The organism is Streptomyces ambofaciens ATCC 23877 (assembly GCF_001267885.1).
GTDB classification, from domain to species: Bacteria; Actinomycetota; Actinomycetes; order Streptomycetales; family Streptomycetaceae; genus Streptomyces; species Streptomyces ambofaciens.
On record NZ_CP012382.1, the window covers coordinates 7,637,777 to 7,662,648 of the forward strand.

Annotated in this window: 21 protein-coding genes and 1 pseudogene; 13 read left to right on the forward strand and 9 right to left on the reverse strand. The window is 74.0% G+C overall.

The features are described 5' to 3' along the window. The first annotated feature begins 69 nt into the window (after nucleotides 1-69). The 4 genes from SAM23877_RS33600 to SAM23877_RS33615 all read left to right on the forward strand — a co-directional run bounded on the left by SAM23877_RS33600 (nucleotide 70) and on the right by SAM23877_RS33615 (nucleotide 5,460). Nucleotides 70-1,077 (forward strand): MerR family transcriptional regulator, encoded by a 1,008-nt coding sequence (locus SAM23877_RS33600; protein ID WP_053141397.1) that lies wholly within the window; start codon nucleotides 70-72, stop codon nucleotides 1,075-1,077. Between the two features lie 872 nt (nucleotides 1,078-1,949). After that, the gene (locus SAM23877_RS33605; RefSeq protein ID WP_053141399.1) at nucleotides 1,950-3,164 is read left to right on the forward strand and encodes a lycopene cyclase family protein; all 1,215 of its coding nucleotides are present in this window, start codon (nucleotides 1,950-1,952) and stop codon (nucleotides 3,162-3,164) included. Continuing rightward, nucleotides 3,161-3,892, forward strand: coding sequence for a class I SAM-dependent methyltransferase (locus tag SAM23877_RS33610; protein WP_053141401.1), 732 nt, complete (start codon nucleotides 3,161-3,163; stop codon nucleotides 3,890-3,892). Before SAM23877_RS33605 ends, SAM23877_RS33610 begins: the two co-directional genes overlap by 4 nt. Beyond that, nucleotides 3,889-5,460: an FAD-dependent oxidoreductase gene (locus SAM23877_RS33615; protein ID WP_053141403.1), complete on the forward strand. Its 1,572-nt coding sequence runs from the start codon at nucleotides 3,889-3,891 to the stop codon at nucleotides 5,458-5,460. Before SAM23877_RS33610 ends, SAM23877_RS33615 begins: the two co-directional genes overlap by 4 nt. 70 nt (nucleotides 5,461-5,530) lie before the next feature. Here the strand turns inward: SAM23877_RS33615 and SAM23877_RS33620 are convergent, their stop codons facing one another. The 6 genes and pseudogenes from SAM23877_RS33620 to SAM23877_RS33645 all read right to left on the reverse strand — a co-directional run bounded on the left by SAM23877_RS33620 (nucleotide 5,531) and on the right by SAM23877_RS33645 (nucleotide 12,073). Next, nucleotides 5,531-6,673 carry a polyprenyl synthetase family protein gene (locus SAM23877_RS33620; protein ID WP_053141405.1) on the reverse strand — a complete coding sequence of 381 codons (1,143 nt, stop codon included), beginning with the start codon at nucleotides 6,671-6,673 and terminating at the stop codon, nucleotides 5,531-5,533. 143 nt (nucleotides 6,674-6,816) lie between these two features. Next, nucleotides 6,817-7,072 (reverse strand): annotated as a pseudogene (locus tag SAM23877_RS41545) (cryptochrome/photolyase family protein); the annotation flags it as partial. Between the two features lie 13 nt (nucleotides 7,073-7,085). Next, entirely contained in the window at nucleotides 7,086-8,459 is a 1,374-nt protein-coding gene (locus SAM23877_RS33630) for a cryptochrome/photolyase family protein (RefSeq protein WP_053141410.1), read from the reverse strand. Nucleotides 8,460-8,489: 30 nt separating this feature from the next. Continuing rightward, nucleotides 8,490-10,019, reverse strand: coding sequence for an SDR family oxidoreductase (locus SAM23877_RS33635; protein ID WP_053141411.1), 1,530 nt, complete (start codon nucleotides 10,017-10,019; stop codon nucleotides 8,490-8,492). A 106-nt stretch (nucleotides 10,020-10,125) separates the two neighbouring features. Continuing rightward, nucleotides 10,126-11,019, reverse strand: a complete 894-nt coding sequence (locus SAM23877_RS33640; protein WP_053141413.1) for an SDR family oxidoreductase — start codon at nucleotides 11,017-11,019, stop codon at nucleotides 10,126-10,128. 163 nt (nucleotides 11,020-11,182) lie between these two features. Beyond that, complete coding sequence (locus SAM23877_RS33645; RefSeq protein ID WP_053141415.1) at nucleotides 11,183-12,073, reverse strand: sigma-70 family RNA polymerase sigma factor; 891 nt, start codon at nucleotides 12,071-12,073, stop codon at nucleotides 11,183-11,185. A gap of 82 nt (nucleotides 12,074-12,155) precedes the next feature. Here SAM23877_RS33645 and SAM23877_RS33650 point away from each other — a divergent pair, with 82 nt between their 5' ends. The 4 genes from SAM23877_RS33650 (at nucleotide 12,156) to SAM23877_RS33665 (ending at nucleotide 15,494) form a co-directional block, all read left to right on the forward strand. Then, complete coding sequence (locus tag SAM23877_RS33650; protein WP_053141417.1) at nucleotides 12,156-12,605, forward strand: carboxymuconolactone decarboxylase family protein; 450 nt, start codon at nucleotides 12,156-12,158, stop codon at nucleotides 12,603-12,605. Nucleotides 12,606-12,761: 156 nt separating this feature from the next. Beyond that, entirely contained in the window at nucleotides 12,762-13,613 is an 852-nt protein-coding gene (locus SAM23877_RS33655; RefSeq protein WP_053141419.1) for a phosphotransferase enzyme family protein, read from the forward strand. Between the two features lie 133 nt (nucleotides 13,614-13,746). Further along, on the forward strand, nucleotides 13,747-14,313 hold the full coding sequence (locus SAM23877_RS33660; protein ID WP_235614650.1) for a hypothetical protein: 567 nt from the start codon (nucleotides 13,747-13,749) through the stop codon (nucleotides 14,311-14,313). 140 nt (nucleotides 14,314-14,453) lie between these two features. Beyond that, nucleotides 14,454-15,494, forward strand: coding sequence for a helix-turn-helix domain-containing protein (locus SAM23877_RS33665; RefSeq protein WP_053143126.1), 1,041 nt, complete (start codon nucleotides 14,454-14,456; stop codon nucleotides 15,492-15,494). Between the two features lie 13 nt (nucleotides 15,495-15,507). On the opposite strand, the gene SAM23877_RS33670 is transcribed toward SAM23877_RS33665, so the two are convergent. Further along, a complete protein-coding gene (locus SAM23877_RS33670; protein WP_053141421.1) occupies nucleotides 15,508-16,800 on the reverse strand; it encodes a hypothetical protein in 1,293 nt (430 codons plus the stop codon). Next, nucleotides 16,794-18,158, reverse strand: a complete 1,365-nt coding sequence (locus SAM23877_RS33675; RefSeq protein ID WP_053143133.1) for a peptidoglycan recognition protein family protein — start codon at nucleotides 18,156-18,158, stop codon at nucleotides 16,794-16,796. The genes SAM23877_RS33670 and SAM23877_RS33675 overlap by 7 nt, the downstream gene beginning before the upstream one ends. 457 nt (nucleotides 18,159-18,615) lie before the next feature. On the opposite strand from SAM23877_RS33675, the gene SAM23877_RS33680 reads away from it, so the two are divergent. The 4 genes from SAM23877_RS33680 (at nucleotide 18,616) to SAM23877_RS33695 (ending at nucleotide 22,398) form a co-directional block, all read left to right on the forward strand. After that, nucleotides 18,616-19,428 carry a peptidoglycan DD-metalloendopeptidase family protein gene (locus SAM23877_RS33680; RefSeq protein ID WP_053141423.1) on the forward strand — a complete coding sequence of 271 codons (813 nt, stop codon included), beginning with the start codon at nucleotides 18,616-18,618 and terminating at the stop codon, nucleotides 19,426-19,428. Nucleotides 19,429-19,589: 161 nt separating this feature from the next. Next, nucleotides 19,590-20,480: an SDR family oxidoreductase gene (locus SAM23877_RS33685; RefSeq protein ID WP_053141424.1), complete on the forward strand. Its 891-nt coding sequence runs from the start codon at nucleotides 19,590-19,592 to the stop codon at nucleotides 20,478-20,480. Between the two features lie 111 nt (nucleotides 20,481-20,591). Then, nucleotides 20,592-20,939, forward strand: coding sequence for a VOC family protein (locus SAM23877_RS33690; protein WP_053143135.1), 348 nt, complete (start codon nucleotides 20,592-20,594; stop codon nucleotides 20,937-20,939). 445 nt (nucleotides 20,940-21,384) lie between these two features. Continuing rightward, the gene (locus tag SAM23877_RS33695) at nucleotides 21,385-22,398 is read left to right on the forward strand and encodes a LacI family DNA-binding transcriptional regulator (RefSeq protein ID WP_053141426.1); all 1,014 of its coding nucleotides are present in this window, start codon (nucleotides 21,385-21,387) and stop codon (nucleotides 22,396-22,398) included. Nucleotides 22,399-22,517: 119 nt separating this feature from the next. Here SAM23877_RS33695 and SAM23877_RS33700 read toward each other — a convergent pair whose 3' ends face one another. After that, nucleotides 22,518-22,952: a VOC family protein gene (locus SAM23877_RS33700; protein WP_053141429.1), complete on the reverse strand. Its 435-nt coding sequence runs from the start codon at nucleotides 22,950-22,952 to the stop codon at nucleotides 22,518-22,520. A gap of 411 nt (nucleotides 22,953-23,363) precedes the next feature. Here SAM23877_RS33700 and SAM23877_RS33705 point away from each other — a divergent pair, with 411 nt between their 5' ends. Continuing rightward, nucleotides 23,364-24,866 carry a glycoside hydrolase family 43 protein gene (locus SAM23877_RS33705; RefSeq protein ID WP_053141431.1) on the forward strand — a complete coding sequence of 501 codons (1,503 nt, stop codon included), beginning with the start codon at nucleotides 23,364-23,366 and terminating at the stop codon, nucleotides 24,864-24,866. The last annotated feature ends 6 nt before the right edge of the window (nucleotides 24,867-24,872 follow it).

Below are 24,872 nucleotides of genomic sequence, written 5' to 3' on the forward strand. Positions count from 1 at the left end.
GTGACTCCAGTCTTGGACGCACGAACGACGCAGGCAACATGCGTCGGTTGTGCGTCGTACAGTGAGGTCATGAGTGTCCTTGTGGACGGTGACGACGAACGGGACGGCCGGGGCGGAGCGGAGGGCGGCGGGCTGACCACCGGGGAGGTGGCCAGGCGACTGGGCGTGGCGCCCACCACGGTCCGCACCTGGGACCGCCGCTACGGACTCGGGCCCGAGGCGCACACCGGAGGGCGGCACCGACGCTGGACCCCCGGGGACGTGGCGCGGCTGGAGCGGATGTGCGCGTTGACGGCGACCGGACTGCCGCCCGCCGAGGCCGCCCGGCTGGCGCGCCGCGAACAGACGCGGGCCCCGGCTCCCCGCCCTCCGGCGGGTTCCGGCGGGACCGGCGCCCCGGCCCGCGGTCGCAGCCGGGCGGGCAGCGGGCTGCGGTTGGGTGACGTGCGTCAGGAGTGCAAAGGCATCGCCCGTGCCGCCCTGCGTCTCGACGCCGCCGCGCTGGACGAACTGCTGCTCACCTCGATCGCGGAGCACGGACTGGTGGCCGCCTGGACCGAGGTGATCGTGCCGACGCTCCAGGCCGTCGGCCGCAAGTGGGAGACGTCGGGCGAGAAGTACGTCGAGGTCGAGCACTTCCTGTCCTGGCACGTCTCCGGCGCGCTGCGGCGCAGCACGTCCGCCACGGTCGCCGACCGCCCCGGCGCCACCACGCTGCTCGCCTGCGTGCCGGGGGAGAACCACACGCTGCCGCTGGAAGTGCTGTCGGCCGCCCTCACCGAGCGGGGCCTCCCGGTGCGCATGTTCGGCGGTGCCCTGCCGGTCGAGTCCCTCGTCGCGGCGGTGCGCAGGACCGGGCCGGCCGCGGTGGGGCTGTGGGCGCAGTCGCGCACCACCGCCAGCAGGCCGCTGGCCCAGCACGTGGCCGCGATGGAGTGGGGGGTGCGCGGTGCCCGCCGCAGGCCGGTCGTCCTGACCCTCGGTCCCGGCTGGACGGGGCAGAGGGCGGCCGGTCTGGCGCGCCCGGCGGGACTCGCCGAGGCCGTCGCCGCGGTGGAGTCGGCGCTGTCACGGTGACGCGTCCTCCGCCCGGACGGTGACGCGTCCTCCGCCCGGACGGTGACGCGTCCTCCACTCGGACGGTGACGCGTCCTCCACTCGGGACGGTGACGCGCCGTCCGCTCGGACACGGCGGGCGGGCACCCGGTACCGGGTAGCCAGGCGCCTCGCCTCGCAGACGTCCCGACACGGGCGGGCGCCCTGCGGTACGGGCCTCCCGGGTCACGGGCTCCTCGCGGCGCGGGCTCCTCGCGACACGGGCGCCGCGCGACACGGGCGCCGCGCGAGCCGGGCACCGCGAGAGCCGGCCATCCGTGTCACGGGTCGCCCGGCGCGCCCCGGCGGCAACCGTGGCCGCCGGACCACGGGACGGTTCCCCCGCCCGGCCGATGCCAGGTTGCGCCGATGCCGGGCGCGAGGTGCCTGGCGCGGACACCGCGCCGGATTCCGCGCCCCTTCCGGCGTCCACGGCACAGCCGAGCCGTGCCCCCGCGCGACCGGAATCGGACGGGGCCGCCAGGCGCGCCGCGCGGGGAGTACCCGCCGCCCTGGGGTACTGGTGGCGTCGGTAGGTCAGTCGAGGTCGCCGCATCCAGGGACGGTCGGCGGCCGGAAAGAGGGATCGACGGCGAGCGGTCCGTCGACCCCGGGCTGGAGCGAAGCGTGGAACTGAGCGGCGCGTGTGTGCCGGTGACCGGTGCCGGAGGACCGGAGCCCCGTGCCCGGCCCCTCGGCACCTGCTGCACCGACCGATCCCCGGCGGGCGCGGCCCCGCCGCGGGCGGGCGGCGCCCCGCGTCGGACGGCGGACCCCGTCCCGGGCGTACCGGCAGCCGATGCCGGCCTCCCGCGCCCCGGCCCGGACCGTACGCCCGTCGAACGGCGGACCCGATGACCTCCTCGCCCGACGACACGTCCGACGTGGTCGTCCTCGGTGGCGGCGCGGCCGGACTCAGCCTCGCGCACCGGCTGACCGAGACCGGGACCGCCAGCGTGACCGTGGTCGAGCCGCCGGACGGCCCGTCGCGCCCGGCGGAGCGCACCTGGTGCTACTGGGACCAGGACCCGGGCGACCTCGACGACGCCGTCACCAAGTCGTGGTCCGTGCTGCGCGTGCACGGCGCCGACGGCCGGCAGGTCACCGTCGACCCGGCCCCCCTGACGTACCGCATGGTGCGCTCCACGTCGTTCGAGCGACTGGTCCACACCCGGCTGGCCCGTTCACCCGGCGGGCGCCTCCTGCGGGCGACGGCGGACACGGTGCGCGACGTGCCCGGCGGCGCCGAGATCCGCTGCACCCTCCCCGGGGGGCGCCCCCTGACCCTGCGTGCCCGGCGTGTCTTCGACTCACGGCCGCTGCGCGCCCTGCCGCCGGCCCGGACACAACTGCTGCAGCACTTCCGCGGCTGGTTCGTACGCACCGCCACCGAACGCTTCGATCCCGCGGTCGCCGACCTGATGGACTTCCGGGTGCCCCAGCCGGCGCACGGGCTCGCCTTCGGCTACGTCCTGCCGCTGACCCCGGACCGGGCGCTCGTGGAGTACACCGAGTTCTCCCGCACCGCGCTCACCACCCAGGAGTACGAGACGGCGCTCGGCCACTACTGCACCGACATCCTGGGCCTGGGCACGCTCACCGTGGAGCGGACGGAGCAGGGCGCGATCCCGATGACCGACGCCCGCTTCCCGCGGCGGGCCGGCAAGGCGGTCTTCCGGATCGGCACCGCCGGCGGCGCCACCCGACCGGCCACCGGCTACACCTTCGCCGCGGTGCAACGGCACAGCAGGGCCATCGCCGCCGCGCTGCGCGAGGGGCACGGGACCGTCCCCGCGCCCCACGGGCGGCGCGCACTGGCCATGGACGCGATGCTGCTGCGCGCCCTGGACACCGGGCGGATCGACGGCCCGGACTTCTTCACCGGCCTGTTCCGCGGCGTCCCGGCGGAGCGGCTGCTGCGCTTCCTCGACGGCGCCACCTCACTCGGGGAGGAATGGCGCATCGGGCTGCGCACCCCCGTCCGCCCGATGCTCCGCACGGCAGTCGAACTGCCCTTCCTCCCCCGCCGCTCCCGGACCGACGCACGAAACGGAGACAACCACCGATGAGCCTGCTGCGCGACCACGACCTGGCCCGCGCCTTCGACCACGCCTCCCACACCTACGACCGCCTCACCTCGCTCAATCCCGGCTACCGCACCGACCTCCTGCGCTCGGCCCGCCGTCTCCGGCTCCCCGGCGAAGGGGCCGGGCTGCGCGTGCTCGATCTCGGCTGCGGTACCGGCGCCTCCACCCTCGCCCTGCTCAGGGCCGCGCCCCGCGCCCGGATCACCGCCGTGGACGCGTCGGCGGGCATGCTGCGCCGCGCACTGGCCAAGCCGTGGCCCGCACGCGTGCGCTTCCTGCACCTGACCGCGGAGGAGGTCGCGACGGCCGGCGAAGGCCCCTTCGACGCGGTCTTCGCCGCCTACCTGTTCCGGAACGTCACCGACCCGGACGCGGTCCTCGGGAGCGTGCGGACCCTGCTGCGGCCGGGCGGCCGGCTCGCCGTCCACGAGTACAGCCTCAGCGGCTCACCGACGCACCGGGCCCTGTGGTCGGCGGTGTGCCACGGCCTCCTCATCCCGGCGGGCACGCTCACCGGCGACCGTGCCCTCTACCGCCACCTGCGGCACAGTGTCACCGCCTTCGACACCGCCCCCGCCTTCGCCGACCGGCTGGGGCGAGCCGGCTTCACCGGAGTCCGCGTCGCCCCGGTGGCCGGATGGCAGACGGGCATCGTGCACACCTTCCTCGCCCGCAACGGCTCGACCACGGAAACGGAGGACACCCGGTGACCGCCCACCGCACCGGGGCCGCTCGACGGGGCCGTGACCGCAAGGCCGAGATCCTGACGCCCCCACCCGGCAGGGACCGCTTCCGGCGCGGGGACGCGCCGTCCGTCGCGGTGATCGGTGGCGGGATCGCCGGTCTCGCCGCGGCCACCCTGCTGGCCGAGCGCGGTGCCCGCGTGACCCTGTACGAGAAGGAGGACGCGCTCGGCGGCCGGCTCTCCGGCGGGCCCACCAGGCTGGCGGACGGCTCCCCGGCGACCATGACCCGAGGGTTCCACGCCTTCTTCCGCCAGTACTACAACCTTCGCGGTCTGCTCCGGCGCACCGACCCGTCCCTCGCGCGGCTCACCCCGCTGCCCGACTACCCCCTGCGGCACAGCGGCGGCCTGACGGACAGCTTCGCCCGAGTCCCGAGGACACCGCCGTTCAGCGCGCTCGGCTTCGTCGCCCTGAGCCCCACGTTCGGCTGGCGGGACCTGGCCGCCATGGACGCCCGGGCCGCGCTGCCCCTGCTCGACGTGCGCGTGCCGGAGGTCTACGAGCGTTTCGACGAGGTCACCGCCACCGGGTTCCTGGACAGCGTGCGCTTCCCGGAAGCCGCCCACCACCTGGCGTTCGAGGTGTTCTCGCGCAGCTTCTTCGCCGACCCGCGGGAGCTCTCCGCCGCCGAACTGCTGCTGATGTTCCACATCTACTTCCTCGGGTCGTCCGAGGGCCTGCTCTTCGACGTACCGAGCGACCCCTTTCCCCAGGCGCTCTGGGATCCGCTGGGCGACTACCTCCAGCGCCTCGGGGCGGACATCCGCACCGGCACCCCCGTGACCGACGTGGTCCCCCTCGACGACGGAGGTGCGCACGTGCGCACCGACGCGGACGCCCGGCGCCACCAGGCCGTGGTGCTCGCCCTCGACACCCGCGGCCTGCGCCGGATCGTCAGCGAGTCACCCCGTCTGGGCACGTCCGGCTGGCGCGCCGGCATCGCCGCCCTGCGCACCGCGCCGCCCTTCCTCGTCTCCCGGCTCTGGCTCGACCGGCCGGTCCGCACCGACCGTCCCGGTTTCCTCGGCACCAGCGGCTACGACGGACTGGACAACATCAGCGTCCTGGAACGGTACGAGGGCGAGGCCGCCCGCTGGGCCGGGCGGAACGGAGGGTCGGTCGTGGAGCTGCACGCCTACGCCGTGGACACCGGCGCGGAACCGAAGAAGGTGCAGGACCTGCTTGTCGACCAGCTGCACCGGGTGTATCCGGAGACCCGCGAGGCGCGCGTCGTCGACGCCCGGCACGAATGGCGCTCGGACTGCCCGCTCTTCGCGGTCGGCTCCCACCGGCGCCGCCCCACCGTACGCACCCCCCACCCCTGGCTGACCCTGGCCGGCGACGCGATCCGCTGCGACCTGCCCGTCGCCCTCATGGAACGCGCCGTCACCACCGGGTTCCTGGCGGCGAACGCGCTGCTCGCCGACCGGGGGGTGCGGGGCCAGGTGCTGTGGACGGTGCCCCGGACGGGACGCTCCGCCGCACTGAGGGCCCTCGGTGCCGTCGCCGGACGGGGCCGGGGCGGCCGCTGACCGGACCGGCCCCGCGGCACGCCGGGAACGCCGGGAGGCGCCGGGGACGGCTGCCCGCCCCGGCGCCTCCTCAGCGCTCGTCCTGAGCGCGACGCGGTGCCACGCCCGACGCGCGTTCGACCAGCGCGGCGAACTCCTGCCGTACGGCCAGGGGAGCGTCGGCGCGTGCGAAGTGCCGGAGGCCGGCGGCCGCCAGCTCACCGATCTTCGCCTCCACCGCCTCCCGGGCGCCGGTGCGCTCCAGCGCCGCCCGTATCCGCTCGACCGCGTACTCCGACCCGGTGTCCGCGTCCGGCGCGAGTACGGCGGCGGCCTGGTGGTCCGCGGTGGCGTCGGCGGTCCGGTGCGCGACGGCCAGGAGGTAGGTGAGCTTGCGCGACCGCAGGTCGTCGCCGGCCGGCTTCCCGGTCAGCGCCGGGTCACCGAAGGCGCCGAGGAGGTCGTCGCGGAGCTGGAACGCCAGACCGGCGCACCGGCCGGCCATGCGCAGCGCCTCCACCGTGCCCTCGTCGGCTCCGGCGAGCGACGCGCCCAGGGCGAGGGGCCGGGCGACCGTGTACAGCGCGCTCTTCAGGGTGGCGACGGTCAGGGCCTCGTCGACACCGGACGAACGGGCGGCCTGGGCGTGCAGGTCCAGGTACTGCCCCGCGACCATCTCGGTGCGCATCGCCCGCCACTCCTCGTGCAGGCGCGGACCGTGCGGCGTCCCGAGGGCCGTCTCCGTCAGCAGGTCGTCCGCCCACACCAGCGCCAGGTCACCGGCGAGCACGGCGGCGGAGGTCCCGAACGTCTCCGCCGACCCGTGCATGCCCGCGGCCCAGTGCCCGCGGGCCAACTCGACGTGCAGGGCCGGGGCGCCCCTGCGTTGCAGTGACCCGTCCATCACGTCGTCGTGCACGAGGGCGCAGGCCTGGAGCAGTTCGAGCGCGGCTCCGACGCGCAGCACCGCCGCGGGGTCGCCCGAACCGCCCGCCGCCCGCCAGCCGCAGCAGGCGAAAGCCGTACGCAGCCGCTTTCCGCCCCGTGCGACCAGCGCGGCGACCCGGTCGGCCACGTCCCGGGCGAAGACGGGATCGACCGCGCGGGAGTGACGCAGACGCGCGTCGAGAACCTCCTGGAGGACGCTGCCCACGGCGTCCGTCGCAGCGAGCGCGGTGAGGGGGTCGTCGACGGCCCCGGCGGGTGCGGGAGCCGTCGTCGGCGGTCCGAGCATGCACAACCCCTTCTCACGTCCGGTCATCTGTACGACGATGCTTCCGCCGAGTGCCCTCGTGCGGATGCGCCGATACCTGTCCGGTACGGCGCCCGTCCCGGCCCCGCACCCCGGTGATCCCCGGCGCGCGCCTCACGGCGGTGCACCGGACGCCCCCGTGCCGCCCGGTCCAGGCCCTCGCGGTAGGTGTCGGCGCCGACGTACGTGACGCGTTCGCCGAGCTCCGCCGCCCGGTGGCGCATCGCGGACAGCACCAGGTGCGCCTCGGCCCGGTGGAAGCGGCGCCGCCGGAACACCGAGCGGGCCTCGATGACGAGGACGGGCGTGTCGCGGCCGGGGCCCGCCTCGTCCGGGGCGAGGAAGTGGGGGGCCGAGCTGATCGCCGAAGAGCCGGTGCACCACCGCTGCCTCCTCAGTCGCGCCCGCGGGCGTGCCGGAACCGGTCCAGCCCGTCGGCGAGGTCGATGAGCGGGGCGGGGTAATCGAGCGCGGCGCGCTGATCCTCCGGGAGCCGCCAGGGCTCGTGCACCCTCTTCCCGTCCACGTCCCTCAGTTCGGGCACCCAGCGGTGCACGTAGGCGCCGTCGGGATCGAAGCGCCTGCCCTGCACCACGGGGTTGAGGACGCGGTGGGGCCGGGTGTCGGTGCCGGTACCGGCGACCCACTGCCAGTTGAGCTGATTGTTGACGATGTCGCCGTCCACGAGGAGGTCCAGGAAGTGCCGGGCGCCGATCCGCCAGTCCACGTACAGCGTCTTGGTCAGGAAGCTCGCCACCAGCAGGCGCGCCCGGTTGTGCATCCAGCCCTCGTGACGCAACTGGCGCATGGCCGCGTCGACGACGGGATACCCCGTGCGTCCCTCCCGCCACGCGGAGATGTCCGCGGCGGCGTCCTTCTCGCCCCGCCAGTGGTCGTGGCGCGTCCGGTAGTCCTCCGCGGACGCCTTCGGCCGCGCGGCCAGCACCTGGTGGTGGAAGTCCCGCCAGCACAGCTGACGCACGAACGCCTCCGCTCCGGGGCCGCCCCGCCTACGGGCCCGGTGCACGAGCTCCACCGCTGAGAGAGCCCCGAAGTGGAGGTACGGCGACAGCCTCGAGGTCGCGTCCCCCGCCAGGTCGTCGTGCCGGTCCTCGTAGGCGGACATCCCGGCCCGCGACCACAGCGAGAACCGGTCACGCCCCGCCGTCTCCCCTCCGTCCGGAAGACCCGGCGAGGTGCCCGGTACCTCCGCGCGGTCGGGCAGTGGGCCGCCGCGCACACCGTCGGGGACGCGCACGGTACGCGGCGCGCCGAAGGGCTCCCGCAGCGACTCCCGGGCCCAGCGGCGGAAGTAGGGGGTGAACACGGCGAAGTGGTCGGAACCGGCCGGCGTCACCGCACCGGGGGCGACGACGGTCGTCACGGTCTCGTGGGCGTGCAGGGCCACGCCGCTGCCGCCGAGCCCCTCGCGCAGCCGTTCCTCACGGTGGTGCGCGTAGGCGGTGACACCCGCGGCCAGATGCACCTCGCCGGCCCCGCACTCGGCCACGACCTCGCGGACCACCCGGACGACCGGTCCCGAACGGACGACGAGCCGCCCGGCGCGACGGCGCAGCGAGGCGTCGAGGTCGTGCAGGCAGTCGGCGAGGAAGGCCCGCCGGTTGGGGGCGTCGAAGCCGGCCGCGTGGATGCCGGGATCCAGCACGAACAGCGGCACCACCTCGTCCGCCGCCCTGAGCGCGGCGCGCAGCGGCGGATGGTCGTGCAGACGCAGGTCCGCGGTGAACAGGACGACCGCGACGCTCATGGCTGGCTCCTGGTGCGGTGGTGCGGGGCGCTACGGTCGGCCACGGCGTCGGCCTCGTCGTCGGCTGCGCGCGGCGGCCCGGGTGATGTTGCGGGCCATGCCGCCGAAGACGACGGCATGGAAGGGGGAGACGGACCACCAGTAGGCGTGGCCGAAGAGACCTCGCGGGTGGAACAGCGCGCGCTGCCGGTAACGGGTGCCTCCTCCGTCGTCCGTCTCGTCGTACATCTCCAGCCAGGCCAGTCCCGGCAGCCGCATCTCCGCCCGCAGCCGCAGCAGGTGTCCCGGCTCGATCTCCTCGACGCGCCAGAAGTCCAGCGAGTCGCCGACGCGCAGCCGCTCGGCGTCACGTCGTCCGCGGCGCAGGCCGACGCCGCCGACGAACCGGTCCAGCCAGCCGCGGACCGCCCAGGCCAACGGGAAGGAGTACCAGCCGTTGTCACCCCCGATGCCCTCCACCACCTTCCACAGCGCTTCCCGGGACGCGTCCACGGGCAGCTGCCGCTCGTCGGTGTAGAGGCTGCCTCCGGCCCAGTCGGGGTCGGTGGGCAGGGGGTCGCTGGGGGCGCCCGGGTAGGAAGCGGACGACCAGCGGGTGGCGACCTGCGCCTCGCGCACTTTCCGCAGGGCCAGGCCCAGCGCTTCGTCGAAGGGCAGAGGCCGGCCCGGGGGATCGGGGACGTAGCGGGCGATGTCGTGTTCGTGGCAGACGACCTCGTGCCGCAGGGACTCCGTGAGGGGCCGCGCGATGGAGGCCGGCACGGGGGTCACGAGACCGACCCAGTGGCTGGACAGCCGTGGGGTGAGCACGGGGACCGGCACGATGACCCGTCGCCGGAGCCCGGCGACGACGGCGTAGCGGCGCATCATCTCGCGGTAGGTGAGCACGTCCGGTCCGCCGATGTCGAAGGCCCGGTCGACGTCGTCCGGCATGGTGGCCGACCCGACCAGGTAGCGCAACACGTCGCGGACCCCGATGGGCTGCGTGAGGGTGTGCACCCAACTGGGGGTGACCATGACCGGCAGCCGCTCGGTCAGATAGCGCAGCATCTCGAACGAGGCGGATCCCGAACCGATGACGACCGCGGCCCGGAGCACGGTGGCGGGCACCTCGGACTCGAGGAAGATCCGCCCCACTTCGGCGCGGGAGCGCAGATGGGGGGAGAGCGACCGCTCGGGCACGTTCCGCGGAGTGAGACCGCCCAGGTAGACGATCCTGCGGACACCGGCCGCACGCGCCTGCCGGGCGAAGACCGACGCCGCGCGACGGTCGGTCTCCTCGAAATCCGCGCCCGAACCGAGGGCGTGCACCAGGTAGTAGGCGACGTCGACACCGCGCATGGCCTCGGCCACCGACTGCGGGTCGGTGACGTCCCCCCGCACGGTCTCCACGTCCGCCGCCCAGGGCTGGTCGCGCAGTTTGCCGGGGGAGCGGGCCAGGCACCGGACCCGGTGACCGGCTGCCAGCAGCTCCGGGACCAGGCGCCCGCCGATGTATCCGGACGCGCCGGTCACCAGAGAGTGCAGCCGCTCCACGTCCCGCCGTCCGTTCGTCTCCACGGCCCGTCCTCCGGTTCGTCCCAGTCCACCCGGCACCCCTGCGTGCTCAGCACCTGTTCGCACCCCGCGCCTGCGGCGGATGCACGAGGCGCGCGCCGCCGTCCCGTCATCCGGGCGGGACCTCGTCGCCCGCCCTCCGTCCCGCCCGGCCGCCGGCGCCGAGGAGCCCCGTCGCCGAGAACGGCTCCGCGGCGGCGAGCCGCGGCAGCTCGCGCCGCGACAGCCAGGTGACGACGGGCGGCATCGCGCCGCGTACGAGCTGGGTCGAGCGCAGCCATCCCGGTACGTAGACCGACGGCCGGCGTCGCTCGACGGCGTCGACCAGCCGGCCCGCCACGTACGCCGCCGGGTACACCTTGCGCGCCGGCGGCGGCATGTGCCCGCGCAGCTCCCGCAGCACGGCTTGCTCGTCGGCGTCACGCACCATGTCGGTGTCCGTCCAGTTGATGTAGGCGATCCCCACACCCACGCGCCGATGGGCGACCTCGGCGCGCAGCGCGTGGGCGAACGACTCGACTCCGGCCTTCGAGGCGCAGTACGCGCTCATCATCGGAGCCGCTCCGATGGACGCGAGGGAGGCCACCTGCAGGAAATAGCCCCGCGTGTCGAACAGGTCGGGCAGGAACGACCGGGCGGTGACGGCGCTGCCGACGAGGTTCACCTCCACGACGCGGCGCCACACCTGGGGGTCCGACTCGGCGAAGGGACCGCCCTCGGCCACACCGGCGTTGGCGACCACCACCGACGGAGGGCCGAGTCGCGCGCGGATGTCGGCGCCCGCCAGCCTCATGCCCCGGTCGTCGGTGACGTCAACCTCCCAGCAGTCGGAGGTGCCCGGCAGCGAGTCCCTGACCAGCGCCAGCGTCCTCTCCTCACGGCCCAGCAGCGCCACCTTCGCGCCCCGTTCGACCAGGACCCGGGCCATGGCGGCGCCGAGACCGCGCGCGGCTCCGGTCACGACGGCGACGCGACCGTGCAAGGGCTTCCGGGCGACCGGCATGGAAGGTTCCTTTCCGCGGTGGCTCCTGCCCGGCCCACGCTAGACGCGTACCCGCGCCGGGGCATGCCGGCCGCTGCTGGGCGGGCGGCCGTGGCCCGGCGCGGGGCGGCGGACCGGCCGTGGCCCTGGCGGGCGCGTCACCGCTCCGGGACCGCCGAGGGGCTCAGTGAACCACCCCCGGACCCGGCAGCTCCGCCGCCGCGAGCCGGACCGGGTCCACCACCACCGTGATGTCGGTGATGCGGCCGCCGGCGATGGTGAACGCGACGACCGAGAGCGGGGAGCCGTCCGCACGCCAGGACATGACACCGGGACGACCGTTGACGAGCACCGCCCTCCCCCGTACGGCCGCGTCGGCCGACAGCCGTGCGCCGGCGGCGACCTCGGTGGCGCCGAGGGTGACGACCACGCCGTCGGAGGTCTCGACGGTCCGTCGCACGTCGGGGTCGAGCACGCGCAGCAGGCCCTCGAAGTCGCCGCGGCGGGCCGCGGCCAGGAAGGCCTCGACCACTTCCCGCTGCTCCCTGCCGACGGCCGCCGGGCGCTCCGTCGCCTGCACCTTGCCGCGGGCGCGGCTGGCGAGCATCTTGGCGGCGTTGGTGGATCGGCCGAGGATCTGGCCGATCTCGTCGAACGGCACGGCGAACAGGTCGTGCAGCACGAACGCCAGCCGCTCGCTCGGCCCGAGCGAGTCCAGGACGACGAGGAGGGCGAGTCCGACCGAGTCGGCGAGCGCCACGTCGTCCTCCGGCGCGGGGCCGTCGTCGGCGATGACCACCAGCTCGGGCAGCCGGTCGTCGTAGGACGCCTGCGGGTGGGCCTGGCGCGACCGCAGCACGTCGAGACTGAGCCGGCCGACCACCGTGGTGAGCCAGCCCGCCAGATTGCGGATGGCCGCCGGGTCGTCCTGGCGGGAGAGCCGCAGCCACGCCTCCTGGACGACGTCCTCGGCGTCGGCGTGCGAGCCGAGCACGCGGTGGGCGACCGCGCGCAGCCGGCCGCGCTGGGCCTCGAACGCCTCGGCCAGCGGGTCCTTCGGGCTGCTCTCGGACATGTCGTTACCTTCCTCCGGTGCGCTCCGTCATGTGGATGACGTGCCCGGACGGGCACAGGTAACCGACGAGGGAGCAGGACTGATGGAAGCACGGATGAAGAGCCCGGCGAATCCGGACGTGATCACGGCGATTCAGCACCTCATGAAGGCGATGCACTCCGGCGGCGTCGATCCGCGCCTGCTGGATCTGGTCCACCTGCGCGCCAGCCAGATCAACGGTTGCAGCCCCTGTGTCTTCGCCGGTGTCGAGGGGGCGAAGAAGCACGGAGAGACCGAGGAGCGGCTGCACAACGTGGTCGCGTGGCGGGAGACGCCCTTCTACACCGACGAGGAGCGGGCGGCGCTCGCGCTGACCGAGGCGGCCACCCGGCTCCAGGACGGTGCGCCGGGCGTGACGGACGAGATCTGGGATGCCGCGGCCGACCACTTCAGCGAGGAGCAGCTGTCCGCGATCATCCTGGACATCGCGGTGACCAACTTCTTCAACCGGATCAACCGCACGGTCCGGGATCAGGCCGGCAAGACCTGGTGAGACGAGCGGGCGGCACCCGCCCGGGCCGGCGCCGGCGTCCGCTCCACCGGACGCCGGCGGCCGGCGCTCGACGACCGCCGCCGGCGTCCGGGCGCGCTCCCTCCCGCGGACGGCATTGCTAGGGTGCGCTGACGACGAGAGGGGGGCAGGGCCGCGATGCAGGGGTCTCAGTTCTCGCGGGCGGTGGCGGCGGCCAGGGACACGGCCTCGTCACTCGGCCTGGAAGCCGACGACGCGGTCGTGCTCCACGACTCGAACAAGCTCACCCTGCGTCTGCTCCCGAGCGACGTCCTGGCCCGGGTGGCGCCCGTGGCCCAGCAGGTCGCGCGCTTCGAGGTCGACCTCGCCCTGCGGCTGGCCGAAGCCGGGTGCCCGGTGGCGGCACTCGACCCGCGGGTGGAGCCCCGCGTCCACGAACGCGACGGTTTCGTGGTCACGCTGTGGACCCACTACGAGCCCGTGACACCCCGCGAGATGCCGCCGGCCGACTACGCCGGTGCGCTCGGCCGGTTGCACGCCGGCATGCGGAGACTCGACGTCCCGACGCCGCACTTCACGGACCGGGTGGAGCAGGCGCGACGGCTCCTGACGGACCGCGACCGCACGCCCGCGCTCGCCGACGCGGACCGGGAGCTGCTCACCCGCACGCTGAGCGGCCTGAGCCGGGTGGCCGGCGAGAGCGGCGGCCGCGAGCAGCTGCTGCACGGCGAGCCGCACCCGGGCAACCTCCTCGCCACGGAGCACGGCCCGCTGTTCATCGACTTCGAGACGTGCTGCCGCGGGCCCGTCGAGTTCGACCTCGCGCACGCTCCCGACGAGGTCGGCGAGCACTACCCGGGAGCGGACCAGGAGTTGCTGCGCACGTGCCGGCTGCTCGTCCTGGCGATGATCACGACGTGGCGCTGGGACCGGGACGACCGGTTCCCCGACGGGCACCGGCTGGGCACCGAGTGGCTCGGCCGGATCCGAGCGGCGGTCGACGGCAACGGCCCGGACTCCCACAACTGAGCGCCGGCCGAAGGGGATTGGTTCGCCACGTCCCGACGCACTCTGGCGTACGCGCGTAGACCTCGGGCACCATCGTCGTGCACCGCATGCTCAACCACCCCACAGGCGGCATGACGTACTGCATGGAGGTCCGATGAAGTCTCCGACCGTCCCCGGCGGCACCTCGACGGCACCGAAGAGAAGGCGGCACCGCACGACCGGCACGCGCGTCCGGTCGGTGGTCACGGCCCTCGCGCTGGTGGCCGCACCGGGCGCCGCCGTCGTCGGCAGTGCCGGCGACGCCTTCGCGGCCACCAAGATCAGCCACGCCACCGCGACGTCGATGTTCCGCGACGTCGGCATCACCTGGTCGTCCTCCGGCAACTGCTCCAACCGGAACAACTCGACCTGCACCTCCTTCGACCAGCTCAACCTCGCCACCGCTCAGGGCGCCCAGACCCTCAAACGGGCCAGCGGATGCGCGCTGAACATCACGGGCGGAACCGAGACGGGACACGCCTCCGGCACCTACTCGCACTGGAACGGCTACAAGCTGGACTTCAGCAAGTACACGTGCGTCGGCAACTACATCAAGAACACCTTCACCTACATCGGCGTCCGCGGTGACGGCGCTCCGCAGTGGCGATCCGGCTCCGGCAACGTGTACGCCGACGAGGGCAACCACTGGGACGTGACGTACCACAACTGCGGCGGCTGCTGAGGCGCCACCGCGGTCGGCGACACGGGATCGGGACACGTGCGCGACGCCCACCCGGGCCCGGCGCGTGTCCCGAGGGCCGTTCACGGCTGACGGGCGGAGTGCGCGACGACTCCGCCCCCTCGGGAGTGGAGTGGTACGGAGTGCTTCAGGTCGACTTCGACGAAGGCGCGTTGGCCCGGTTACGGGTGGCGCGAGGTGCCGACCCCCTGTGGGAGACGGTACTGAGCCTTCATCTCCTGCAGACCGGACAGGAGTCCCTGGCCTACGACGGCTGGCGGCGCGAGGTGCGCGGCGCGTTGCACCGCACGGGACTCGCCGACGACGTGCGGGCGCTGATGCCGCTGTGCCCGCCCACCGGGTACTTCCCGGACTTCCTCACGCCCGGCCGCGGCGACCTCGACCTGGAGGACGGCGTGGACCGTGTGCGGTCGACGCCCCGGCGCAGGCTCGTCACCGAACTGAGCCGGCTCTGCACGGACCTGCGAGGTCCGGTGCCGCGCAGCGTGCGCTGGGTGGCCACGGGCGACGCGACCGCGCTGCGCTGGCTCGGCAGCACCCTGCGGCGGTACCACGCGGTGGCCGTGGCACCGTACCTGCCGGCGATCTGCGCCCGGGCGGGGGCGGACCGCGCCCGTCGTACCGAGGCGGTCCTCGGCGGCGGCGCGGAGGCCCTGCTCGCCGACTACGCGGAACTGCCCGGCTGGCGGCGGCAGGCCACCCGGCTCGCGGCGCCCTACCCCGAGCGTCGGCTGCTGCGGCTGCGCGGACGCCCGTTGACGCTGGTACCCGGCTTCTTCTGCGTACGGGCTCCCCTGGTCCTCGTGGACGAGTCGCTGCCGTTGGTGCTGGTGCACCCGCTGCCCCCGGCGCCGGGCTGGCTTCCCCGGCTGCGCGCGGGCACGGCCCGGCCGTCCGTCGCGCAGTTGATCGGTGCCTCGCGGGCCCGGATGCTGGAGACGCTGGGCACGCCGATGACGACGACGGCGCTGGCGGCGGCGCTGAGCCTGGCGCCCTCCACGGCGAGCCGGCACGCCGCGGTGCTGCGCGAGGCCGGACTGGTGGCCGCGCACCGGGAGGGCAACCGGGTGCTGCACCGTCGCACCGCGCTGGGCGGCGCACTGCTGGACGGGGCGGCCCCTGCGGCGGGCGCCGCCCCGTACGCGCCGCGCGGCGCCCGCTGAGGCGCTCGCGGGGTCAGCAGGTGGGCACGCCCGGGAGCCAGGCGTCAGCGACGTCGATGAAGATGTTGGAGACGTAGCCGCCGTAGTCGGGCAGGTACGACCACGCGTCGTTGCTGTAGCCGTCGTGGTTCACCAGCTGACCGTGGACCTGGCATCTCACCCGCACGGTCGTGGGACCGGGCAGGTTCGCCACGCGGGTCGATGCGGTCGTCGCCTGCTGCCGGACGCCCACGTCGGTGCCCCACGTCGGGAAGGACGTGGTGTCGCCCCCGCTGTCCGTCCACAGATAGGTGACGGTCACCCAGCCGTTGTCGTCGAGGCCCACGTTGTAGAAGGTGCCGTCGGCCAGGTCGATGCCCGCCGGGTTGGCGACCTGCCGGCCGAACTCGTCGCGTCCGCCGTTGTAACCGTCCTCGTAGGCGGCCTGGGCCTCGGGCAGGCCCCGTGGCAGGTCCTTCCACTGCTCGCGCTGCGCCGACGGGTTCCAGTGGTCGTCGTGCGTGTTCCAGGGGCCGACGTCCCACACGGGCGCCGTCTCGCAGCGGACCGGACCGCACACCTGCACCGAGTACTGGCCGCTGCCGGCCGGAGACAGCGCACGGCGCGAGGGCAGTGCCACGAAGTGGTCGTTCTCGCGGATGACGTGGCCGTTGGCGGTGGTGTGCCCGACCAGACCCTCGCGGGTGGCGTAGACCCGGGCCGAGAAGGCGGAGGCCGCCGTCATCCCGGGTCCGGCGGGGACGCTGCCCGTGTCGTCCGCCGTCAGCGTCAGTCCCCTCACGGCGGCGGTGGCCCCGCCCTCGGCGTTCCACAGGGTGAGCCGGGCCTGGACGTCGACGACACGGCGCGGCAGTTGCGTCGGGGCGCCGGTCGCCGCGCTCCGCCACTCGGTCCACGCTCCGTCGGCCGACCGGCCCCGCACGTCGACCTCGGCGCTCGCCGCCGCGGGCACCGTCGCGTCGAGGGCCACCGTGACCCGGTTCACCGGCCGGTCCACGCGGTGCGCCGCCAGCACGGCGGAGGCGTACCCGCCGTCGCGGTCCAGGGAGGCGGGGCTGACGGAACCGTCACGCACCCGCAGGGCGCCCTCCCGGTACTGGACGTTGACGTCGTCGGTGCCGGTCCGGGACAGGTCCGGCTGCCAGGACACCGGGGCGGGCGACGAGGTCTCGGCGGCCGGTGCCGGCGCCGAGGCCAGCGCCGTACCGGCGAGGGCGATCAGGCACACCGCGCCGGCCAGCAGGGGCGTGGACCGCGTTCCGCGGCGCGGGGCGGAACTCCGGTACGAGGGGGGAGGGGTCAGCATGTGGGGACTCCCGGGAGCCAGGCGTCAGTGACGTCGATGAAGATGTTGGAGACGTAGCCGCCGTAGTCGGGCAGGTACGACCATGCGTCGTTGCTGTAGCCGTCGTACTCCACCGGTGCGCCGCGCACCTGGCAGGCCACGCGGACGGACGTCGGTCCGGGCAGCGTCGCCACCCGGGCGGAGTCCTGCGAGGGCTGCTGACGGACGCTCACGTCCGTGCCCCATGTCGGGAACGGGGTCCCGCCGGCGCCGTCGTCGCCGCGGACCAGGCTCATGTAGTAGGCCCAGTCCCAGTGCGGTCCGGGATCGGTGTGGTCGTTGCCGGGCACCTCGTTGTGCCCGACGATGTGCGCGCGGTCCCGGGGGATGCCGTACTTGGCGGTGAGGTGGCGGGTCAGCGCCGCCGACGAGCGGTACATGGCGTCGGTGAACCAGGCGGGGTCGCTGACGTAGCCCTCGTGCTCCACGCCCACGGAGTAGGGGTTCGCCGAGCGGGCGTGCCAGGCGGTGTCGCTCTCCCGGACCGACTGGGTGATCTGTCCGTCGGAGGACCGCACCACGTAATGGGCGCTCACCTGCGCGTCCGGGTTCTGGAACCAGCTGATGGAGCCGGCGTACGAGCCCTGCGTGACATGGACGACCACGGTGGTGATCGCCGAGCCGCGTCCGGCGGCGTAGTTGCCGGAGTACGCCGGATTCCAGAGCGCCGACGGGTAGTCGCCGTCCTGCCCGAGCGACGCGCCGGGCCGGGTGCCGGCGTACGGTCCGCGCCGGGGCCGCACCTCGCGCGGGGCGACGGTGACCTGCTCGCCGCCGGCGACGCGGGCCCGGACGCCCTCGCCGAGGACGTCGTACACGGCGTCGGCGTAGAGGCGGCCGGCGGTCTTGCTGCCGGGGGCTCCGTAACGGGCGGCGACCGGGTACCAGGCGTCGACCCGGTCCCGGTCCGCGGCGTCCAGTCCGGCCTCGTCGGCCAGGGCGCGCAGCACGGCCGCGGCGCCGTCGATGTTGGCGCCGGTGTCCCGCCTGAGCTCGGCGACGCTCGCGCCGGAGAGCCGGGCGGCCCGTTCGAGGGTGCGCCGTTCGGAGTTGCTGACCAGGTGCATCACACCGTAGCCGTTGTCCTGGCTGGGCAGGTCGGCGTGACCGTCGAGGCGGGTCTCGCCGTACCCGACGGCGACCAGGAGGTCGCGGGGGACGTCGTGGACGGCTGCCGCCCGTGCGAAGGCCGCGCCCAGGGACGCGTCGGGTGCCGGCGGCGGGGGAGCGGCGGCGGCCGGGGCCGCGTGGCCGGTGAGGGCCAGGGCGGCGGTCACGGCCAGGGCGCACAGCGCGGTCCGTGCGCGTCGCAAGCGCACGACGCGTCCGACACCCCCGGCGTCTCCGAGGCGCGCGACGCGCCTGCCGGAGGTGTCGGATGTGTCGAGCCTGGTGGGCCTGTCGCGTCTGACGGGGAGTCCGGAGGGCATGTGGGGGTTCTCCGCTCTCTCCGGTGCCCTTCGTGTGGGGGGTCCGCCCGCGGGTGGCCAGGGACCGGTGCCGACCGCGGGGTTCGCCGGCCGCGCGGGCACCGGAATGCGCGGTCGACCGGGGGCTGGGCCGAACAGGACTACCGCGCGCGGAAGTTCACGGCCCGGCGGTGGAAGCAGGATGGACCGCCCGACTTGACGTGAGCAAGTCATTGCAGCCTGAGCGAAAGACCCCGGCGCGGCCTTGCCGTACGAAACCGCGCCTCCCTACCTTGTGCCGCGGCCCGCCGTCCGGACCGGCGGCGGTCTCCTGCTGCTGCTTTCCCCCACGAAGGAGCGATCCGCCATGCCATTCAGACGCTTGTGGGCGACGACCACCGTCGTGCTGTGCGCGCTGGCCGGTCTGTTGCTCGGCCTCGTCCCGTCGGCCGGCGCGGCCGCCTCCGGCACGGCCGTGGCCGCCGCCCCCGACTTCAAGGCCCCCTACCCCTGCGGCCAGCGCTGGACCTACAGCCACCACTCGGCCGAGGTCCGCCGGGCACTGGACTTCGTCCGCGCCGACGGTGGCACCACCGACGGCACTCCGGTCCTCGCCTCCGCGGCGGGCACCGCCCGCCGCCACCACCAGGCGAACGGCGCCGGCAACTACGTCTCCATCGAGCACGGCGGCGGCTGGCGCACCTACTACTTCCACCTGTCCGCCTTCGGTGTCCCCGACGGTGCCCAGGTGGCCCAGGGACAGCAGATCGGGAGCACCGGGAGCACCGGCAACTCCAGCGGCCCCCACATCCACTACGAGCAGCTGTACAACGGCGTCGGCCAGGACATCCGCATCAACGGCAGCGCGCTCGCCTACCCGGGCGGCTACCACCAGTACTTCCTGACCAGCGACAACGGGTGCGGGGGGAGCGGCACACCGTTCATGACCTGGGGCAGTGGGACACGGGTCCGGGCCGACGCCCGCCTCAGCGCGCCGGTGGTGACCACGCTCGCCGGTCCCACCAGCGTCCGGGTGCTGTGCCAGAAGCAGGGCGACACGGTGAACGCCGAGGGCTACACCAACAACTGGTGGAGCAAGCTGCGCGACCAGAACGGCTTCATCAGCAACATCTACATCGACCATCCGGCGGCTCAGCTGCCCGGAGTCCCCCTCTGCTGACCGCACGCCTCGGCCTCCGGCGGCCGGGCCGCGCGGGTGGCCCGGCCCGGTGTCGCGTGGCGCGGGCGGCAGGACGGCGTTGTCGGGTGCGGGGGCTTTTCGGACCGCCTGGCCTGGGAACACGGTCGCTGACTTCGCTCCACGAGACACAGGAGGCCGATGTGGCGGGCGATCAGCGTCACCAGCAGGACCCGACGGATCAGTACCCGCGCCCCGACTTCGCGGCGCAGGACCAGCCGCACCCCGGATGGACCGGGCCGATGGACCCGCCGCCCGACCACGGTGAGGAGTCGTACCGCGGGTCGGGCCGTCTGGTGGGCCGCAGGACCGTCGTCACGGGCGGCGACTCGGGCATCGGCCGGGCCGTGGCACTGGCCTTCGCCCGGGAGGGCGCCGACGTGCTGTTCACCTACCTCGAGCAGGAGGAGGACGAGGCCCGGGAGACGTCCCGCCTGGTGGAGGAAGCCGGGCGCAAGGCCGTGGCCGTCTCCTGCGACATCCGTGAGGAGGAGAACTGCCGGGCGCTGATCGACCGGGCCGTCGCGGAGTTCGGCGGCATCGACGTCCTGGTGAACAACGCGGCCTACCAGATGTCCCAGCCGGACGGCATCGAGGCGATCCCGACGGAGCAGTTCGACCGGGTCATGCGGACGAACCTCTACGGCATGTTCTGGCTGACGAAGTTCGCCGTGCCGCACATTCCCGCGGGCGGCAGCGTCATCAACACCACCTCGGTCCAGGCGTACAAGCCCAGCCCGCACCTGCTGGACTACGCGATGACCAAGGGCGCGATCGTGACCTTCACCCAGGGTCTCGCCCAGATGCTCGCGGAACGCGGCATCAGGGTGAACGCGGTGGCGCCCGGGCCGGTGTGGACCCCGCTGATCCCGGCGACGCTGCCGGACACGGCCGAGTTCGGCAAGCAGAGCCCGCTGGGACGGCCCGCGCAGCCCGCCGAGCTGGCACCCGCGTACGTCTACCTCGCCTCGCAGGAAGCCGGCTACGTCACGGCGGAGATCATGAACGTGACCGGTGGCACGCCCCTGCCCTGACCCCGTACGAGGCGCGGGCCGGTCACGGGCGCCGGGAACGCCGACGAGTTTCGTCCGTTTCGGGAGTCGGTACAGGTGTACGGACGCGACTCGCAGCGAAAGGCCGTCATCATGTCCTTCACCCATGTGCTCGCGGTCGCCCCGGTGAGTGACATCGAGCCCGCGGTGGCCTGGTACGAGCGGCTCCTCGGCAGGCCGGCCGACGCGAGGCCGATGCCGGGGCTCGCCGACTGGCACATCAGCCCGTCCGGCTGGCTCCAGGTGTTCCAGGACCCCGAGCACGCCGGGGCGTCACTGGTCAACCTCGTGGTGGACGACCTGGACCAGACCCTGTCGGACCTCGCCGGCCGCGACATCGCCGCCGGGGCGGTCCAGCCGGGTTCCCGGAACGTGCGGTTCGCCGCCGTCCACGACCCCGACGGCAACCGCGTCACGCTGATCGAGAACCCGGTCTCGTAGCCGCGGTGCCCGGATCGCCGGGCGGCTGGGCCGTCGGACGGCTGGACCGCCCGGCGGCCTGATCGCCGGACCGCCGGACCGCCCGACGGCTGGGTCCCGGAGCGCCGCCCGGCCGGCCCCGTGGCCGAGAACGCCGACCGCTTCGACACCCACGGGCCGCGCGCCCTCGCGCCCACGGAGCCGGTCGGGGAGGACCGGATCGCCCAGCGCCCGCTCCGGGGACCGGACGGGGAGCACGGTCCGGCCAGGCCGGCGTGACGACGCTCGATCGGGGCCACGCACGCCCCGGGGCACGCACCCGCGGAGGCGGTGACCACCGCCTTGTCACCGTGACGACAACAGATGTATAACGTTGTAAAACCAACGCACGGGCTCGGCGCACGGCTCACGGTGAGGGCACCGGTTCCGCACCGACCCGAGTCGGGTCGCTCAGGAAGGGAACGCCGTGCGGGTCAGCCTCAAGGACGTCGCCGCGCACGCGGGAGTCTCCATCAAGACCGTCTCCAACGTGGTGAACAACTTCCGGCACGTCACGCCCGCCATGCGAGAACGCGTCCAGCGTTCCATCGACGAGCTCGGCTACCGGCCCAACCTGACCGCCCGGCACCTGCGCGCCGGCCGCACGGGCATCATCGCCCTCGCCCTGCCCGAACTCGGCAACCCCTACTTCGCGGAACTCGCCGCGGCCGTCATCGACACGGCGGCCGAGCACGACTACACCGTGCTCCTTGACCACACGGGCGGACGACGCGAGCAGGAACTCCTGGTCAGCCAGGGGTTCCGGGCACGGGTCATCGACGGGCTGATCCTCAGTCCCATCGAGTTGGAGGCCGAGGACCTGCGCGACCGCGCGGAGAACGTGCCGCTGGTGCTGCTGGGCGAGCGGGACTACGACCTGCCGTACGACCACATCGCCATCGACAACGTCGCCGCCGCGCGCGCGGCGGTCGGGCACCTGATCGCTCTGGGGCGCCGGGAGGTGGCGTTCATCGGCGCCCGGCGCGGCGGGAACGAACCCGCCCAACTGCGGGTACGCGGTTGGCGCGAGGAGCTGACGGCCGCCGGACTCCCCGTGGACGACGGGCTCGTCGCCGCCACCGACGGCTGGGGGCACGCCGATGGCGCGGCGGCCATGACCCGCATCCTCGACGCCGGAAGGCGTCCCGACGCGGTCTTCGCCTACAACGACCCGATGGCCATAGGCGCGATGCGGGTGCTCCACGCGCGGGGACTGCGGGTGCCGGAGGACATCGCGGTGGTCGGCTTCGACGACGTGGTCGAGGGGCGGTTCGGCGCGGTGACCCTCACCTCCGTCTCGCCGGACAAGGGGGCCATCGGCCGCCTCGCGGTGGAGTCGGTCCTCGCCCGGCTCGGCGGCGCCGCTCCCGAACCCCGGCGCGTGTGGGCGGAGTACCGCCTGGTCGAGCGCGAGAGCACGCTGGGCCGCGGCGCGGTGTGACGGGGCGGCGCCCGGACGGCGAGACCGTCGTCCGGGCGCCCCGCGCGGAGCGGCGGGCAACCGGCATGAGCCCCACTCGCGTGAGCCGGGCCGGACGGTGCCGCCGGGTCCGCGTGCGCTCAGTCGAGACAGAACTCGTTGCCCTCGACGTCCTGCATGTTGAGGCACGACTCGTTCTCGTCGTCGGCGAGCAGCAGGCGTCCGCGCACGGCGCCGAGCGGGACGAGCCGCGCGCACTCGGCCTCGAGTGCGGCCAGGCGCTCCTCGCCCACCAGGCCGGTGCCCACCCGTACGTCCAGATGCACCCGGTTCTTGACCACCTTGCCCTCGGGAACCCGCTGGAAGAACAGGCGCGGGCCCACGCCCGAGGGGTCCTGGCACGCGAACGCCGCGCCCTGACGCTCGGGCGGCAGCGAACGATCGTAGTCGCCCCACGTGGCGAACCCCTCCGGCGGCGGCGGTACGACGTACCCCAACACCTCGCACCAGAAGCGGGCCACACGCTCGGGCTCCGCGCAGTCGAAGGTGACCTGGAACTGCTTGATCGACGTCATCGGGTCATCGTAGGGGCGGGGTTCGCCGCTGTCTCCGTCGTTTCGCTCCCGGTGGGATCGCGACGAACGGTTCGCACCCGGGGGTGCGACGAGGCCGAGGCCACCTGGCCGGTCGCGCCCCCGCCGCGTTCCGCGCGGCCCACCCGCAGGTCACGTCCAGGGGGTTTACAGCCTTCTTTCAACGATGTAAAACGTCAGTGCGACGGACCTGATCGGCGCCCTCCTGACCCTCGTCGTGATCGCCCAGACCTGGCTGGGCCGCAGACGGCACCTGATGTGACAAGCCCGGACGCGACAGCCGTGCCCCGCACACCCGGCTGCCGCCTCCGGCGCCGGGCGGGCCGACCGTCCGGCGGTGCGGCCTCAGCTCGCCCCCCGTCCGCCCACGTGTCCCCTCCGCGGAGGTCCCCCATGACCGTCAGAACGACCGGGTTCGTAGCCAAGTCCTGCGCCTCGCTGCTCGTCGGCGGGCTCCTCGCCCTGCTCACCCCCACCGCCGCCGTCGCCGCCCCCGAGTACGCGACCTCCGAGGCCGGCAATCCCTTCGTCGACGGCTGGTACGCCGACCCCGACACCGAGATCTACGACGGCCGCTACTGGGTCTACCCGACGACCTCGAAGAGCTACGCCGAGCAGACCCGGCTCGACGCCTTCTCCTCGACCGACATGGTCAACTGGACCAAGCACCCCGACGTGCTGACGACGGCGGACATCCCCTGGGCCGAGTACGCCCTGTGGGCCCCGGCGCCGGTGCAGCGCAACGGCAAGTACTACCTGTACTTCGCCGCCAACGACATCCAGAGCGACTCGGAGCCGGGCGGCATCGGGGTCGCCGTCGCCGACCGGCCGGAGGGACCCTACGAGGACGCCCTCGGCAAACCGCTCATCTCCCGGTTCCACAACGGCGCGCAACCCATCGACCAGGACGTCTTCATCGACGACGACGGCCAGGCGTACATGTACTACGGCGGCTGGCACCACGCCAACGTCGTCAAGCTCAACCCCGACATGACGAGCCTCGGCACCTTCGCCGACGGCTCGACGTACAAGGAGATCACCCCGGAGAACTACACCGAGGGCTCCTTCATGTTCAAGCGGAACGGCACGTACTACCTGATGTGGTCCGAGGGCGGCTGGACCGGCCCGGACTACTCGGTGTCCTACGCCATGTCCGACTCGCCCACCGGCCCCTTCAGGAAGATCGACAGGGTGCTCGCGCAGGACCCGGCCGTCGCCAGGGGCTCCGGGCACCACTCCGTCGTCAACGTGCCCGGCACCGACGTGTGGTACATCGTCTACCACCGCCGCCCCCTCAGCGAGACCGACGGCAACCACCGCCAACTCGCCTACGACCGCTTGCACTTCAACGCGGACGGCACCATCCGCCGGGTGCGGATGCAGGTGAAGGACAACTTCGCGGACCGCAACGCGCTGGGCTGGAAGACGTACGGCGGCACCTGGTCGGCCGGCGACGGAAGCTACCGGGTGGGCCGTTCCCAGGGCGGCAAGGCGCTGCTCGACACGGACTTCGCGGACTTCACCCAGGACGCCGACGTCACGGTCACCTCGGGCGCCGGCGATGCCGGCCTGGCGTTCCGGGTGACCCGGCCGTCGGTCGGCTGGGACAGCTACTCGGGGTACTACGCGGGCATCAGTCCCGACGGCAGGGTGCTGTTGGGCCGGGCGAACGACGACTGGACCCCGCTGGGCACCGCACGGATGCCGATCGCCCCCGGTTCCACCCATCGCCTGCGCGTCAGCGCCGTGGGTTCGTCCATCAAGGTGTACGTCGACGACATGACGACGCCGAAGATCTCCGTCACCGACGGCACCTACCGCAGCGGAGCGAACGGCGTCCGGGTCTTCGACGCCGCCGCCTCCTTCGACGACGTGGCGGTGAGCCCGGCACCGTGACCTCCG

Excerpts from the sequence above, each read along its gene's own strand:
- SAM23877_RS33645 (WP_053141415.1), bottom strand. The coding sequence starts at position 12,073 with ATGTCCGAGAGCAGCCCGAAGGACCCGCTGGCCGAGGCGTTCGAGGCC.
- SAM23877_RS33650 (WP_053141417.1), top strand. The coding sequence starts at position 12,156 with ATGGAAGCACGGATGAAGAGCCCGGCGAATCCGGACGTGATCACGGCG.
- SAM23877_RS33655 (WP_053141419.1), top strand. The coding sequence starts at position 12,762 with ATGCAGGGGTCTCAGTTCTCGCGGGCGGTGGCGGCGGCCAGGGACACG.
- SAM23877_RS33660 (WP_235614650.1), top strand. The coding sequence starts at position 13,747 with ATGAAGTCTCCGACCGTCCCCGGCGGCACCTCGACGGCACCGAAGAGA.
- SAM23877_RS33670 (WP_053141421.1), bottom strand. The coding sequence starts at position 16,800 with ATGCTGACCCCTCCCCCCTCGTACCGGAGTTCCGCCCCGCGCCGCGGA.
- SAM23877_RS33630 (WP_053141410.1), bottom strand. The coding sequence starts at position 8,459 with ATGAGCGTCGCGGTCGTCCTGTTCACCGCGGACCTGCGTCTGCACGAC.
- SAM23877_RS33690 (WP_053143135.1), top strand. The coding sequence starts at position 20,592 with ATGTCCTTCACCCATGTGCTCGCGGTCGCCCCGGTGAGTGACATCGAG.
- SAM23877_RS33700 (WP_053141429.1), bottom strand. The coding sequence starts at position 22,952 with ATGACGTCGATCAAGCAGTTCCAGGTCACCTTCGACTGCGCGGAGCCC.
- SAM23877_RS33680 (WP_053141423.1), top strand. The coding sequence starts at position 18,616 with ATGCCATTCAGACGCTTGTGGGCGACGACCACCGTCGTGCTGTGCGCG.
- SAM23877_RS33605 (WP_053141399.1), top strand. The coding sequence starts at position 1,950 with ATGACCTCCTCGCCCGACGACACGTCCGACGTGGTCGTCCTCGGTGGC.
- SAM23877_RS33620 (WP_053141405.1), bottom strand. The coding sequence starts at position 6,673 with ATGCTCGGACCGCCGACGACGGCTCCCGCACCCGCCGGGGCCGTCGAC.
- SAM23877_RS33705 (WP_053141431.1), top strand. The coding sequence starts at position 23,364 with ATGACCGTCAGAACGACCGGGTTCGTAGCCAAGTCCTGCGCCTCGCTG.
- SAM23877_RS33640 (WP_053141413.1), bottom strand. The coding sequence starts at position 11,019 with ATGCCGGTCGCCCGGAAGCCCTTGCACGGTCGCGTCGCCGTCGTGACC.
- SAM23877_RS33610 (WP_053141401.1), top strand. The coding sequence starts at position 3,161 with ATGAGCCTGCTGCGCGACCACGACCTGGCCCGCGCCTTCGACCACGCC.
- SAM23877_RS33600 (WP_053141397.1), top strand. The coding sequence starts at position 70 with ATGAGTGTCCTTGTGGACGGTGACGACGAACGGGACGGCCGGGGCGGA.